This is a genomic window from Paenibacillus sp. Aloe-11 (assembly GCF_000245715.1).
GTDB lineage: Bacteria > Bacillota > Bacilli > Paenibacillales > Paenibacillaceae > Paenibacillus > Paenibacillus kribbensis.
The window spans coordinates 1-15,545 of sequence record NZ_JH601048.1 but is presented as its reverse complement, the minus strand read 5'-3'; the positions used below and the strand labels follow the sequence as shown (position 1 = coordinate 15,545).

Annotated in this window: 10 protein-coding genes and 1 pseudogene; all 11 read right to left on the bottom strand. The window is 48.5% G+C overall.

The window, feature by feature from the left end; genetic code table 11:
* On the bottom strand, positions 1 to 432 hold a 432-nt coding region (locus WG8_RS27995; RefSeq protein ID WP_007429026.1), incomplete at its 3' end, for an Ldh family oxidoreductase.
* A gap of 77 nt (positions 433 to 509) precedes the next feature.
* Positions 510 to 1,277 carry a (S)-ureidoglycine aminohydrolase gene (gene allE / locus WG8_RS05050; RefSeq protein WP_007429025.1) on the bottom strand — a complete coding sequence of 256 codons (768 nt, stop codon included), beginning with the start codon at positions 1,275 to 1,277 and terminating at the stop codon, positions 510 to 512.
* Positions 1,278 to 1,354: 77 nt separating this feature from the next.
* Complete coding sequence (locus WG8_RS05045) at positions 1,355 to 2,593, bottom strand: MFS transporter (RefSeq protein ID WP_007429024.1); 1,239 nt, start codon at positions 2,591 to 2,593, stop codon at positions 1,355 to 1,357.
* Positions 2,594 to 2,653: 60 nt separating this feature from the next.
* Positions 2,654 to 3,886, bottom strand: coding sequence for an allantoate deiminase (gene allC / locus WG8_RS05040; protein WP_043890818.1), 1,233 nt, complete (start codon positions 3,884 to 3,886; stop codon positions 2,654 to 2,656).
* Between the two features lie 342 nt (positions 3,887 to 4,228).
* A complete protein-coding gene (locus WG8_RS05035) occupies positions 4,229 to 5,923 on the bottom strand; it encodes a PucR family transcriptional regulator (RefSeq protein ID WP_232289053.1) in 1,695 nt (564 codons plus the stop codon).
* A gap of 397 nt (positions 5,924 to 6,320) precedes the next feature.
* Complete coding sequence (locus WG8_RS05030) at positions 6,321 to 7,739, bottom strand: YfcC family protein (protein WP_007429021.1); 1,419 nt, start codon at positions 7,737 to 7,739, stop codon at positions 6,321 to 6,323.
* Positions 7,736 to 8,956 carry a M20 family metallopeptidase gene (locus WG8_RS05025; protein ID WP_007429020.1) on the bottom strand — a complete coding sequence of 407 codons (1,221 nt, stop codon included), beginning with the start codon at positions 8,954 to 8,956 and terminating at the stop codon, positions 7,736 to 7,738. Before WG8_RS05025 ends, WG8_RS05030 begins: the two co-directional genes overlap by 4 nt.
* A 196-nt stretch (positions 8,957 to 9,152) precedes the next feature.
* Positions 9,153 to 10,040, bottom strand: coding sequence for a LysR family transcriptional regulator (locus WG8_RS05020; RefSeq protein ID WP_157136307.1), 888 nt, complete (start codon positions 10,038 to 10,040; stop codon positions 9,153 to 9,155).
* A 326-nt stretch (positions 10,041 to 10,366) separates the two neighbouring features.
* The gene (locus tag WG8_RS05015; protein WP_007429018.1) at positions 10,367 to 13,660 is read right to left on the bottom strand and encodes a DUF5704 domain-containing protein; all 3,294 of its coding nucleotides are present in this window, start codon (positions 13,658 to 13,660) and stop codon (positions 10,367 to 10,369) included.
* A gap of 4 nt (positions 13,661 to 13,664) precedes the next feature.
* Entirely contained in the window at positions 13,665 to 14,609 is a 945-nt protein-coding gene (locus tag WG8_RS05010; protein WP_007429017.1) for a copper amine oxidase N-terminal domain-containing protein, read from the bottom strand.
* 589 nt (positions 14,610 to 15,198) lie between these two features.
* Positions 15,199 to 15,545, bottom strand: a pseudogene (locus tag WG8_RS05005) (NAD(P)/FAD-dependent oxidoreductase); the annotation flags it as partial.

The following is a 15,545-nucleotide window of genomic DNA, read 5'->3' as shown; positions in this document are numbered from 1 at the left end:
GACCATCGGATCGGATTGGCAGACTGAAATGCCAATTAGCCCTTCCCGCGCCGCTTGCTGTACATAATAAGACAGGGAGCCGCTGTGCCCGATATGTCTTACCCCGACTACGGCGACACCATTTTCCTTGGCGATATCCACTGCCTTTCGCATCGCCTCCTTGGCCGCCACATGCCCGGCTCCGTTATCCCCGTCGAAAACGGCAGAGCATGGCCCTGTCTTCTCGAACACAAAACGGGGATTCACATTCGTTCCGCCTTTCGCAATGCGCTCCGCATAATATTCGACGCGCATGGCCCCATGCGAGTGGACGCCACGGGCATCGGCATGTACGAGCACGTCCGCCACCACATCCGCATGGTCGACAGACAATCCGGCGCGGGACAATTTGGTTCGGATAAGCTCATGCAGTATTCGTTTGGTTACTCTCATGTCAATCCCCTCTTTGCACATATTTCACCTTTTGCTGCCGATTCGAACAGCAACAAAAGGCGGTCAATTCCTGTCCCTTATAGGGACGCATCCCGGTTGCAATCTTTGGAATACAAGTAGGCGAACGGCTCTCTGCCTACAGCGTAGGTCGCTTGCGGCACATAAGGTCCCATATACAGGTAATCCCCTTTTTTAATCGGAATCCATTCATTGTCCAGATTATAGACCCCTTCACCGGACAGCATAATCGCCCCATGCTCCTGATAATGCGTCTCCACGAACGGATGACAGCCGCCCGGTTCAAAAGACAGAATATGAAAATTCATATCGAATGCAAGATCAGTTGGAAGTAAGTCCTGCAGCTTTACATTCGTCATGCCGTCGTAATCGATCTGCGCAATATCGTGCACGTTCCCTGAAACAACCCATGGAAAAAAGCTATTTCCTTCAAGCGGCGTATATTTCTGCTTATACAAAAACAACCGGGTATCTTCGGCCTGCTCGTTCTTCAAGTACAGCTTTACGCCCGGCGGACAATACAAGTATCCGCCTTCCTGCAGCGAGTATGACTCTTCACCCGCAGAAGCCTTCACCCGCCCTTCCATGCAGTACACGAATGTTTCCACGCCAGCTTCGCCGAAGCCTTGCTCGTTCTTGCCCCCCTCGTGCATCGTCACCACATAATCGACGAATTTGGCACCAAGACGCGGGGAAGCCAGTATCGTCAAATCGCATTGTTCAAAGCCGGGCACAGTATTTTTAACCAGACCTTCCGGCGGAATTAAGGCGAAGTTGCCACGCTTGATAATGGAACGGCTCGATAACAAATCTTTTGGATAACCCATGTTACACACTCTCCTTTTTTAATGAACCTGGTTCCAGAACGGATTTTACAATTGCAGATGTTGAAAGCCGAGAAACTTTAAGATATCTGAGGCTTCTTCTTCATATTGGCCAGCAGCATTACCGCCGCCCCGATGACAATGATGATTGTCGCCAGATAGAAGCCCAATACCTTGCTGCCCGTCGCATCGGATATGAGACCGGTGACGAAGGGAGCAACAACAGATGAAATCATGCCGAAGAAGTTGAAGAAACCAAACGTTGCCCCTACCCCTTGCTTTGGTGCGATATCCGCCACATACGAGATTAAGACAGGCTCGACGGCAAGCTTGCCAAGAAAGCCGTAAAGCATAAGGCAGACGATAAGCAAGGTGCTCGTATTTACCGAAACAGTCAAATATAACATTGCCGCAGCCAGCAGTTCCAAAATGATAATGAACGTAATCTTTTTGTGCATAAACTTGTCGGACAGTCGGCTGAATAGCAGGGCTCCGGGTATGGCGCTGAAGGCAACCAAAGCAGCTGCAAAGCCGATGGCTGACCCTTGAAAGCCCCGTTCATTCTGTAAATAAGATGGAAGCCAGGTCACGATCATGTAGTATCCGTAGCAGGTCGCAAAATAAAGCACATAGGACGCAATCATCTTCGGATTGGCTAACAGCCGTTTGAATGTCGCCTTATCTTGAGCCCCCTCATCCGTGCCCTCCGCAGCCGTTTTTGACGACGCCACGGTCTTCCTGATATTCTTGGCAAACACCAGCATTAAGCTGAAGGCCAGGCCTGCCGTAATAAAGAGCAGCACCCGCCAATTCCAGCCGGCATCCTTCACAAGGAAGCTTGAGCCAATGAGACCTATGGCCATGCCAATGGCGGAACCGCTGTTAATGATCGCCGTGGAAATGCCACGCTTCTCCTTCGGGATCGTCTCCGACGAGAGGGAATATGCCGGACCATAATAGGTACCCTGTCCCAGTCCCGTGACGAAGCTCGCTACCAATATGAACATGAGCGAGCTAGAGAACCCGACCAGCAGAGCCCCGACGGTGAACAGGATGAATCCCGGTATGATAATCGACTTCCGTCCGAACCTATCCGCCAGCATCCCTGACGGAATTTGCATCATCGTATAGGCAAAGAAAAATACACTGAAGATAAGACCCATACTCGCATCTGATGTCACATTCAAATCTCGTTCAATTTCGGGAAGAATCGGATTCAAGATCGTGCGATAAATCCAAATTACTGTCCATCCAAGACAAAGCATGACGATGACTTTTTTCCAATATTCCGACTTTCCCTGTTGACCTGCGTCCCTCACATTTATCACTCTCCTCAGCGCAAATCGATTTGTGCCTGCTTGTCCTATTTTTCGCTGCAATCATGCTTGATACGCCAGCTCATACAGGGCGTGGGTCAAAGCTTGAACCCCGTCTGCAAGATGCTCCGGGCGGGTATACTCTTCCGGATTGTGGCTGATTCCATTACGGCTTGGAACGAACAGCATCGCCGTAGGCACAAACTTCGCCATAATCTGGGAATCGTGACCTGCTCCGCTATGCATCAGCTTGAACGGAATGTTATGTTCCTTGCATTGCCGTTCCAATACGTCGAGTATCCGGCGATCCATCGGGACAGGGTCTTCATCCATCCACATGTCTATCTTCAATTCCACCCCGCTTGTGCTGGCGGTGAGTTGCATCAGCTCCGTCACCTCGTCCGTGAATCGGATCAGCTCCGCTTTGTCCGTATGACGAATATCCAGGGTGAACAGCGCTTTGCCCGGCACGACATTCACCACGTTCGGCTTCACTTCGATCTTGCCGACCGTTGTCACCAGCGGATCGCCATGCTCTTGTGCCAGGTCCAGAATTTGTTTAATCATCCGGCTCGCTGCATGAACGGCATCTTTGCGGTATCCCATCGGCGTCGTGCCAGCATGATTCGCTTCTCCTGCGATCTCGACTGTAAAGCGCCGCTGGCCAACGATGCTGTGGACGACGCCGACTGACAGGCCTTCGTGCTCCAAGACGCTGCCTTGCTCAATATGCAGCTCGACAAACGCTGTAATATCGGTGCGCGGCTTCGCCGACTCATCGCGAAAACGGAATCCCGCTTGCTCCATCGCTTTCGTAAACGGAAAGCCATTGAAATCAGCAATTTCCTGAACATCCTCCTTTTTTGCTACACCGGCAAGGTTTTTACTGCCCCAGAAAGCATAAGGAAAGCGGCTGCCTTCTTCTTCTGCGAACGATACCACTTCCAATGTACGCAGCGGTTGACCATACTGCTGCTTCAAAGTCCGCATCGCCATCAAAGCGGCAATAATGCCATATTGCCCGTCATACTTTCCGCCATTACGAACCGTGTCTACATGGGAACCACTCATAATCGTTTGATCCGGGTATTGGCTTCCTTCCAACCGTCCGTACAAGTTGCCGATCTCATCGTAATAAGTGCTGAACCCTTCCTCTTGCATGTACTGCTCCAGTGCTTGCTGTGCAGCCGTCCACTCCTTGGAATACAGCAGGCGCGAGACGCCTCCAGCCGGGTCATTGCCGAATTGGCTCAACCACTCGACAAGGCGAACGGTTTCCGTTTGGATCTTATCCATAATCATATCTGTCCTTTCCGTAAAATGTGCGCGTTTTCCAAGCGGGATAATCGGCATTTTGCTTATCCGTGGCGCAACCTTTTAGAGGTTGTTCAAACAGCCCACTTTTGATTGCGAAACACGAAGTAGGAAGTGACCTTTTTGAACTCGCACTTTTTAAGGCCATTTTTTGCTTGCTTATTAATTGTAAACGCTTAAAAAGGAAATATCATCGAGGCATCCCGATAAAAAGAGCCTCATCTTTTTATCCATATCGGATAAACGGACAACAAAAAAACTCCGCTTCACGGGAGCTTCTTTCCCCTCATGAAGCGAAGCCTGAATAGAAAGGCCTTATTCTACTCACACGTTTGCATGATCTAAATGCCAAGTGACAGGATTATCGCCAATCAAGACGAGAATTTTCAAACCGACTTGCACAGACAGCACCTCATCCGGATCTTCCAGATCAATGCCTGTAATTTCCTTGATGCGTTCAATCCGGTAAGTCACTGTCTTATAATGGACGTACAACTCCTCGGCTGTTTTGGCGGCGTTTTGATGGTGCTGCAAAAACGTTTGCAGCGTTTTGATTAAATCCTCCCTGTTCGGCTGTTTGTAGGCAAGCAATTTTTTTAACGAGGGCGGAATGAATTTCGCCAGTTCTCCGGCGTCCTCGATTTGACAAAGCAGACGGTATATGCCCAAATCCGAAAAGGCTGCGATTGCAGAACTGCCATTCATCATCGTCCCAAGCTGTAAAGCGTCCTGGGCTTCCTTATAGCTGCGGGGCAGCTCCGTTATCGAATGGGCCGCGCTCCCGATGCCGACCTGCAAGTTGAGATGCTGAAAGCTTTTGTAAAACATTTTCTGAATGCTCTCGGCCGCTTTCTTTATCGTGCGCAAGCAGGCTGATTTGTCTTCTTCGGCGTTTTCCACATTCCACAAAACAATGAGTTGATCGCTCCGGCTTCGGATGGTGCCTTCCGGAACCTGCTGATGAATGAATTCATACAGCATGCGCTGATATGAATTATGTAGTCCATACAGATCTGTCTTCATCGCATCGTATCCATCCGCGGCCCGCAAGCGGAACAGTACGACGACATATATCTTGTTCAAATCCCAGCCGATCAAATTGGCCCGCTGATATACGCTCTGCAGGGATTCAATTTTGGCATGCAGCAGATCATCGATTAAGTCATCTTTGAATTTCATTTCTACTTCAGCTACGGCATATTGCTTGACGAGATCGAGTGACAAGGAAGTGGCCGCGTTTTCAATCGCAATGAAATCAAGCGCTTCCACTGTTTTGCACGTTTCATGAATAACGAGATGAATCTTGATATGATTCACCGTCTCAACCGGAATGACAAAATGGTTGCATATTCGGCCGTCCCAATCCGGATAGTTCACGCGCTGCCGATAAAAAGGGAACTCCGTATCCATCCGGGCAGCATCCGCTTCCTCTTGTTCCAACACTTCAAACTGCACTAAATGAGGATCGGTCGACGATATGGAGTGGAAATTCCGATCATATAAAGTCACAGGATTGCCAATCAGCTTTGTTAGGGAAGCAATAATATGTTCCGAGCCTTTATTAGCAAGTGTAAGCGCAATAAATTTGTCATGGGCTTCCTTAAAGTATTTGAGCTTAACCACTTGGTTGTTGAAAAGAGCTTCCATCACCGGATATATGATCTCTCGGTAAGGGACCTGCTTTGGAATCTGAATAACGGGCAAATGGAGCATCTCCGACGCTTCGATGATGCCAGAAGGAATATCGTGTACAAATCTACCCGTTTTTATAATTAATGCGCTCGCTTGTTTTTCGGATAACTGGGCCATAAAAGCTTTCTGTTCGCTGACATTGTAGGATTGCAGCGGATACAGACTAGTCAGTAGCAATTCTCCCCCGCTAATCCACTCAGCGATATCCGGCGCCTCTATAATTGTCACTCCGCGAATTGGATTGTTCAGGCCTTGCTTGCCACTGATGACGAACGCTTGTTTTAGTGTATCGATTAGAAACAAATCCTTTACCTTGAATTCCATCATTTCTGGCTCCCATCGATATAGAAGTAGATTAGTCGAGGAAAGAAACAAGCCCAATCTCTTATTTTCTTGGTATCTATTAGTACGTGTTCGAAAAGGATTTCTATTTGAATATCATTTCACTCTCGAAGTCTTCGATCAAATATCCACCTCCGGTTTCACTGCTAATTCTCGGGACATTTTCTACCATAATAATACTGTAATCGTTTCACTATCTCCAAATCTAAATTTTAGAGTTTTAAATAGTACGGAATAAAGAAGCTATGTATACGAAAATAAAACCAAATAGCCAGTCGCCGATTGATTTCGACGACTGGCTGCTTACACGTGCAGAGTGTTTTGATCCCTGTATTTGCTATGAACGTTCAAATGGTATCAGGACTAATCCTGCTTTTATATTTTAGTGATACCCGATGATTTGGGCCACAACTACGAATATTGCACCCAGTACGAACCAGATGGCCAGTAGCGGCCAAAAGAAACGAACCCATTTCTGGTAGGGAATACCCGATACAGCCAAGCTTCCCATTAAGGCAGAGGAAGTTGGCAAAATCATGTTCGAGAAGCCGTCTCCCAATTGGAAGGCAAGCACCGTCGTCTGTCTTGTAATGCCCAGCAGATCGGACAATGGCACCATAATCGGCATCGTCGTCGCAGCCATACCCGAGCCGGAGGTGATGAATACGTTCATGATATTTTGGAACACATACATTCCCAGCACTTGCACCGATTCAGGCAGATGCCCAACTGCGATAGCCAGACTGTTGACAATGGAGTCAATGACATTGCCATGATCCAGTACAACTACGATGGAACGGGCAAAACCGATAATCAAGGCACCATACGTGATATCCTTGGCTCCTTTTACAAACTCTGCAGCAATACGACTCGGCCCATAGCCTGCGCAAAATCCCGAGATCACTCCCATCGAAAGAAACAGAGCGGCCAGTTCCTCCATCCACCAATCCTGCTTGGACACCCCCCAGATCAACATTACAAAGCTCACCGCGACAGTCAAAATGATCAGGATATGCTTAAGCTGTATGGAGGGCAGATTCGATAAATCCACCGGCTTGTCATCAGCACTCTGTTCCAATTCGTAAACGAGGCTGCTCTCCGGGCTATTCTTCACTTTGCTGGCATAGCGCATCATATATAAGCTGGTAATCACAATCAAAATAACTAAGAGAATGACACGAAGCCACAGTCCTGAAAAAATAGGAATTTGCGCAATTGCCTGTGCCAATCCGACATTAAACGGGTTCAGCAATCCGGCCGTAAATCCGCAGGAAGCTCCCAATGAAATCATGGCCGTGCCTGTCATGGCATCAAATTTCAACGCCCGGGCAATAGCAATACCGATGGGCACAAATACCATCACCTCGGTGGACATGCCCATGGTGAAGCCACCGACGGAAAACAGGGTAATAAATACGGGAATCACCCATATACCTTTGTTGGAAAAGGATCTTGCGACTCTTCCAGTCACCGCCTCAATCGTTCCTGAGGACGTAATAATCTGGAAAACACCGCCGATAATGAGAATAAAAAAGACGACATCGGCCGAATCGACCAGACCGGATACAATGGATTTCGGAATATCCCACAGCGTAACTGGATTCGGATCGACATGAGCGTATGAACCGGGAACGAGCAGTGTTTTACCGGTCGCTTCATTTTTCACCCGTTCAAACTCTCCAGCAGGCACGACATAGGTAAGGATCCCGGCCACTAGCGTCAGGAAAATAAGAATGACAAAGGTGTGCGGCATTTTCAGCCATTTTCTAGGTCCGCTCGGTACGGCGCTGTTGCTACTCATTCGGATGCCCCCCCGTTTCTCTGCGCTTGCCACTGCTCAAATTCGGTTCGTACCTCTTTTAAAGCCACGGGGTCGGTCAATAGATCATAAGCAGTCATCGCCAGTGCTTTGGCAGCATAATTCATTTCAACCATGCCTTCCTCCGCTCCCGCAAGTCGGGCGAATTCCGGCGTATGCGTGGACGCATCACCCAGTCGGATATAAGGGTGAATGGCTGCGGTAATCTGGCTGACATTGCCGATATCCGAGGAGCCAATCCCCCCCTGTGTAGGGGGCTCGTGAACCTCCAGACCAAGCTGCTCCAGATTGCTTTGGAACAAGGCAGCCAATGTCTTGTTGGTATTGCGCTCCGCATAAATAAGTCCCTCGGCAATGTCCACCGTCGCGCCCATGCCTTCTGCCGCAGCACGAACAGCTCGGTACACCTTGTTCCGTACTTCGGCCAAGCCAACAACGGTTTGGGCACGCAAAATAAATACGGCCTCACACAGTTCCGGCACAACATTCGGGGCATCCCCGCCTTTAGTAATAATGCCGTGGATACGCACGTCACTGGTGACGAACTGGCGAACGGAATTAATCGCCACAAAGGCATTAATCATGGCATCCAGCGCACTGATGCCCTTCTCCGGGGAGGAAGCAGCATGAGCCTGCTTGCCGTGAAACGTGAACGTGGCATCCACGCAGGCCAGTCCCCCGCGCAAAACCATCGTTTTGCTCTGCGGGTGCACCATCATTACGGCGTCCACGCCATCGAATACGCCCTGCTCGCACATGATGATTTTGCCGCCGCCCTCCTCCTCGGCCGGTGTGCCCAATACCACGATGCGTCCGGGCAGATCCGGCACCGCTTCCTTCAGGGCCATGGCTGCTCCGACCGATGCAGTGCAAATCAGGTTGTGGCCGCAGGCATGTCCAATCGTCGGCAGTGCATCATACTCTGCCAGCAGGGCGATGGTGGGTCCGCCGGGCTTCCCTCCCCATACTGCGCGGAACGAGGTTTCCAGTCCGGCAATTCCCTTTTCCACAGCAAAGCCAGCCTGTTCCAATGTATTGGTGAGCCATCCCTGAGCCTGATATTCATGAAAGCTCAATTCAGGATGTGCATGTATCGTTCGGGCAAGCTCCCGCAGCTCGTGATCCTTTGCATCTACAGCCTTCAAAATCTCTTCATGAGATGGTGCTCTGCCAGTCTGTCCATTCGTCGTTGAATCCATCAGTGAAATGCCGCCTTTCATTCGTCATAACGAATAATTATACAATTTATTAATCAACATTGTATAAGCGAATTTCAGTGAAGTAAATTTAATATTTTTTGGTTTTACACTTAAAATTATTTTATATATGACATGTGAATCCTTGAAAAACGCCGTTTTCCACCAATAAACAGGGCTACTCACAGGAATCAAAGAATTATGTTTGGAGCATCCATTCAACAAATCGTTCCACCGCCATCAAGCGGCTGGATTTATTTTTATACAACATCCATGTTCGACGCAGAACAGGATCTCCATTTTGGCGAATCAAATGAAATGCATATAATTCATCCTTTGGAGAAACAAATATTTCGGGTACGATGGAATATCCCAGTCCGTGGCGGACCATTTCCTTGCAGGTTTCGTAGCTGTCCACCTCCATGGAAACACGTGGCGGCCTGCCGAATCTTTCACTCCACCACGCTTGCACGGATTCGTTGAACGAGGAATACATGTGACCGGAAAGCTGCGGATTGCCCGGGTCTTTATAACGAATCAGCGGGAGCTCTGGCAATTGTTCAAGCGCTACAGCTTCCTTGGAGATCACACAAATATGCTCCTCATGAAGAAGATGCTTTCCCTCGGACCAGGGATAGTCGTTGCGGATGACACCCAGATGAATTTCATCCCCGCGAAGCATTTCATAAATTTCTGCGCTGAGTCCACAGGTTACCGAAAATTGCACATCTGGATAAATATCTTTGAAGCTCTTTAAGATCGGCGGAAGCCGGTAGTGACCATAGTAGCTTGAAATTCCCAGACGCAGCGTTCCTTTTACCTCACCGCTCAGGTGAATGACAGCTTCTTTTAATTCGGTCAGTTCTCTCAAATTTCGCTTGGCATACTGGAGCAGTCTCTCGCCTTCCATGGTCAGCTGGGTTCCCCGGTTTCCGCGAACGATAATGGGTACACCGAACTCCTTCTCCATTTGGTTCAGACGATAGGTCAAGGCGGGCTGTGTAATATACAAACGGTCGGCGGCACGTTTCAAGCTATGTTCTTCTGCAATGTAGCACAACATCAGGCAATCCTTTTCATCCATCATCGTCATTCCTTCCGTGATCCTGTCCGCTATCCTGTCCCTTTTCCAGCCGTTCTCATGTTCTCCGCAGGAAAAAGCCCACAGACGGTTCGGTCTATTATACCGCATGAGGAGCTTGGGGAAAGTCTAGGTTCCAACTACACGGGCTCGCCTTTTTTGTCTTTTTCCAGCAGTGAGAGGTATTTCTCCAGTCGTTCACCACTTCTGTTCCGTCAAAATCTTCATACCAAGCTCCTGAGAGCAGATAAAAACGGACCATGGAATGATTTCCGTAGTCCGTTTTTCGCGTTAAAATTGATGATAACTAATCTGTATTTTATGTCTTCAGGTTAGTGAGGGACAAATGAACTGAAATCGTCCCGGCTGGACTGGTCAGCATGATAAAACACGACATCCCCATCCTGTAAATGAAAGGTGTGTCCGTACGGGTCCTTTATCTCTCTGCGGTATCCCTCCAGTTGCCATTGGTTCAGCAGCGGACCATTAATATATTGCAAATGTGGATGCTCGGTGTCCCCTTGACGGAGAGTCTCCAAATTAAAGCGAACGACGATAAAGCCTGTTTTCTTGAATATAGCCGCATGCTCGTTTAGTTCCCGGTGACGGCTTTCATTACGTAAATCCGTCCCTTTGGTGACGGCGTACACATCGGCAGGCAGACTATATTCGCCATACCAGCGCTGAATTGCCGCATTCGCACGGTCAACATCCACCCCCTCCGGCAGGTCTGTCTTCGGACCAATCAAGGTACGCACCGCCGCGGGCAGCACCAGCCAATCGTAGCGGCCGATCCACGTCTTGTTACGCGTGATACGCTGAGTATACAGCGCTACATAACGTTCCAGCGTCGACTGGCTCCGCTGTGTTTCGCTCAATTCATGCTTATATTGGTAGGCGGCTGTGTCCTGCATTTCCTCTGCCGGGACATTACGCAGCCGCTCATTCAGAATAACATACCGTTTCTCTCGATCCGCCGCCGATCCCAATCGGATAAATTTGCGGCTTCCCGCATGTGTATACAAGTCCACCTCTTCCCGCTGACGACCATCTTTACTCACCCAATAAAACGACGGTGTGATACGAATACCATCTTTGGCGCTGAACATATTGCCTTTGGTTTTGAGGTCAAACTTGAAATGATAGCCCGTCTTGACCGCTACATTTTGGTAGCCCTCATGCGGATGACTACCGGGACGTACAGGCAAAGTAAACGGCTCCTGATTCCCCCTTGGCAATCCGTCGATGCTCCCAAGCCCTGTCCAATAGGACAGACCGCTATGCAGCGGGCTTCCCTTGTGCTGACGAAATACCCGCTCCCAATGGTAATCGGCAATATCGGTGATATGAAAATCATACATCCGTCCGATGACTTCAATGTTGACCACATCATTGGCAACATGATGAGCAAGCTCCATATTGGCATGACGCTGCTCGGTGAACCCGTCCGGTGCATTTTCAGCAATGGTACGGAACTCGACGGTGTAGTTGCCTTCATCCACCCATACTGGCAAATAAAAATCTGTGTCCAGCTGCAGCACCGGAATGTCAATCCAGGTACCCCGTGGATAAAATTGAGTTTTCCCTTTGTTGTACACGTCAAACGGAAACCGCACCTGCTTGGTTCGTACATATTTGGCATACTCCCGCTCCCCATAGCCGGGAATATTCAAATGCGGGCCTGCCGTCGAAATCCTCACCCGGAAAGGACGCTCCAAAATAAGCGCCGAGCGCCCCTTTGTAGGCTTGGTTTTCTGGTTATGGGCCGCATCATCCGACACACTGGAAAGATTCACGACAGGAGTGTGGACAGTCACCGTGTTAATCCCTTGTATCGGAAACGTCTTATCTGCCCCACCGTTGATGTTCCCTTTGAGAATAGCGTAGGCAATGTTGCCGCTGCTAGGCGTATTGGGCTTATTGATCTTGTGCTTATCAATCACATGACCCGGACTGTATAGCACATCCGGCCCAATGGCCCCGGAAGAAGGAATAACACCCGGCTTAGGTCCATTCACCTTCACGCGTTTCGGATTCATAATGATCCTGTTTTCAAAGGTCAGGGCATCATTCTCCACTTCAACTTCCTTTACAGCTCCTTCTGCCTTGGATTGTAGTGAACTGCGTTCGTCAGGTACACTCGGCTTGCTGCTGCCTCCGTTCTTGCTGCGACTACCAGCATCCACTGTTCCCGGTGCAGGAGGCGGATAAAAGTTGCCCTCAGTCGCTGCAATATAGGAAGGAGGGGTATAGGATTGCGGATGAATGGTGATTGTTTCATTAGGTAACGCATAATTGCGGAGAGTAGCCTCCTTGATACCGTATACCTCCAAGTTGTCTATCGTCCAAAAAGAGTACGGACGTATAACTTTGTAGGTATAGGTTTTTTTCACCGTTTCTCTCCGCGTAGATTTTTCCTTGGGCCGCCAGCTTAAACGATATTCCCGTTTTACATTCACCGTGTATGTACACTGACCCGTCATGTTCACAAACTTATGCTGAAAAAGGTATCTCTTGGCTTGTACATGACCGTACAGGCTCTCAGATGTAGGGATACCTTTGGATACGTCAAACTGTTCCCGCCCACGCTGATCCGCTTTGATAACGGCAGATACTGTCGGGTCCAGCTCGGCAGCTTCCAAACGCAAGCCAGGAGCTGGGCGGGAGCAGACAACACCTTTTGTCGGCTGTTCCTGGTCTTGGCAATCTGAGGGTGCGCCCTCTTGACTTTCTCCAGGCTTGGGACAGCCCTGACCTTCTTTGTAATACAAATAAGCGGTAAACTGCTCAAAAGAACCGTCATACGTAAACCCGGGTACAACTCCCGGCAAAATATCTCCGCTCGGCGGTTTACCAGTTGTGCTTTTTTTGTAACCCACATACTCATATTTCGGATTAGTGGGCGGGGTGAAATCATACGGTTGATCAGCTTTTAGTTCATCTTCTATTGGTGTAAATACGTTGTTAAGTGATTTTCCATCAGTCGTAAAATGCTTGACGACAAGACTGCTCTCCAGTTCGATCTTGAATAGGATGGGCTGGTAGATGCGCCAGGCCTCTACTTCTTTGGCGCAGGTGGGGCAGCTCTCTTCTTTTATATTTTTAGCTCGACCTACCGCATTCAATTTTATATCTACCGTAATTGGAATGATGGTGGTTTCTGTTCCGATCCCCTGTTTCTCAAAAGGCCGTATGTCTGAATCTTGTGTGCCTTTACTCATAGCACGCGCATAATCCATATAATTGTCAGATCGGGATTCCTGAAAATACTTAAAATAGTCCTGATTCATTCTATTTTTATCGTTATTAGGATCATAAAGTGATGCTTCAACACTTTTTATTTTTCTACCTGGAAACTGAAACTTATAGGTAAATTCGGCTTCGCCCTGCATGTCTTTATCGGGCTCCTTGCCGCCATCTGTAACCCAAACCCCGGCTGTGTTCTTCCACATATCGAAATACATCATGCCAACAAAGTAGCGATTGTTCTTATCTGAAAAGTAAGATAATGGTGTGATTTCCGTCTCGGCTGCTGCCCTGTTTGCTGGAAAAGAAAAAGGTGGGAGCTGCAACAATAGCAGTACCCCCACCAGCAATACGGCCAGAACGCGCTGTGTTTTCTTCATATGTTTAATTACCCTTCCACGGATTGGCCATCATCGGAATATAATCCTGTGATGCAAGGTCAAAACCAATGTATTCAATGTCTGATAGCTTTAAGGATTTGTAATTTTTTATTCCTTGAAAGAGTTCATCGCCAGACGAATAAATTGAGTAATAAACCATTTTTGTACCATCACCGTTATCTTGCATTAGGTCATCCATTGGGTATCGAAGACGTGTATCCTTATTCTTGGTCAGGTAGAAAATGCTGCCTGCTGTAGACTTCGTTTTCACTCTCATTTTGAGATAAGGAACACCTTTCGGAGACGTATACGGCTCAACAGTGTAAACGTCATGCAGCGACTTGATAGGCAAATCGGTTTGTTTAAAGATCACGACTTTATCATACGGCTTGCCCGCAACGTTGTTGATAAGGCTTCGAGTGGTATTTATCGCCTTCTTATACGGCTCAATACTCACCGCCTGATGCCCCGTATCCTCCAGCGCAGCGATTTCCTTCTTCCCGATCCAGACCCAGCGGCTAACCTTATCCCATTCCACCGACTGGCCCAAGCCTTCACTTACTAACCGCAGCGGCACAAAAGTACGGTTTTGCTTCAAAATAATCTTCGTTTCGTATGTTTTGGTCTGTCCGTCCACAGTAGCGGTGTTTTGTCCGACCGTCATGTTAACAGCATGTGTATCATTTTTGATCGACACGGCTAATTGACCGTCTGTTTTCTCCCAACCTACCTTGGCCCCCAGCGCCTCGGATACAAAACGAATGGGAACCATCACGTAATCGTTACTATCCTGAAAAGGCTTAGCGTCCGGGAACTGTATCTTTTTCGCATTTAACAAGACCTCAATCGGTTGGGAGCTGCTGGCCGCCTCTGTCGTTGGCATTGTACTTGTCGCGCCCCATAGCAACGTAACTGCAGTCAAACTCAACATCCATTTTTTTATACTCATCTCTCTATCCCCTTTGTCTGCTTATACTCCAAACTATGTATATCAACCCTGCTCTCATAGACTTATCGCATCCCCACTTTCGGAAAATAATGGATTCCAACTTATTTATTATATGGTTTCCCTATTACAAAATCTATAAGGAAAACTTCTAAATATATAGACATTCTAAAAAAGCCATATTATATCTATATCAACCGAACTCGAAAAATGAATATAAAAACAGAGTAGGCGGAATGGTGCTAAACCAACAAAAAAGGGCTGCCTCTCCCTAGTTAAGGAAGAAACAGCCCGTGTGCTTCACGCGCAAATGACTATGAATAAATCAGTTCATACAATAATCAATGTTCCAACATCATCCAATATTTCCTCTATCATAAATCATAGTCGACTAAAAATCAAATGTTATTTTTACTCACAAAACATCTCAAATGACATCTATCCAACGCTAACCTTCAGCCAATACCACCTCGTTCAGTGCGAACGGTCTTGCTTTCATATGGGCTTTGGCTTTAAGCGTCATCTTCCGTTCCGTCTTTAAGGCGAGTTTGGGATGTAAAAAAAGCAAGCACATATCAGGCCTAACGATCGATTATACGCCGCTGCCGCAGGTTTGCTCCCACTGCTGGTACAGCTGCGTTCGCGCCTCTGTAATGCCGGGATGAAACTGAATCAGCGCGTGCTTCCGTGTAAAATCGACCTCACGGATCGCCTCCTGCACCCGCTGTTCCCCCTTGGCTCCGCCGAGCCCGGCAGCGTGGACCATGGAAGCGGCGGCTAATCGGCCTTGGGCCATGGCGACCAGCCCGCTTTCGATGCCGGTAATATTGCCGGCAACGTACAGCCCTTTGAGCGAGGTTTCCATTCGCTCACCATGCAGTGGAACATGCCCGCCCAGCTCGGGGCTGTACACGAATTTGCACCCGGCCACCGCCGCCA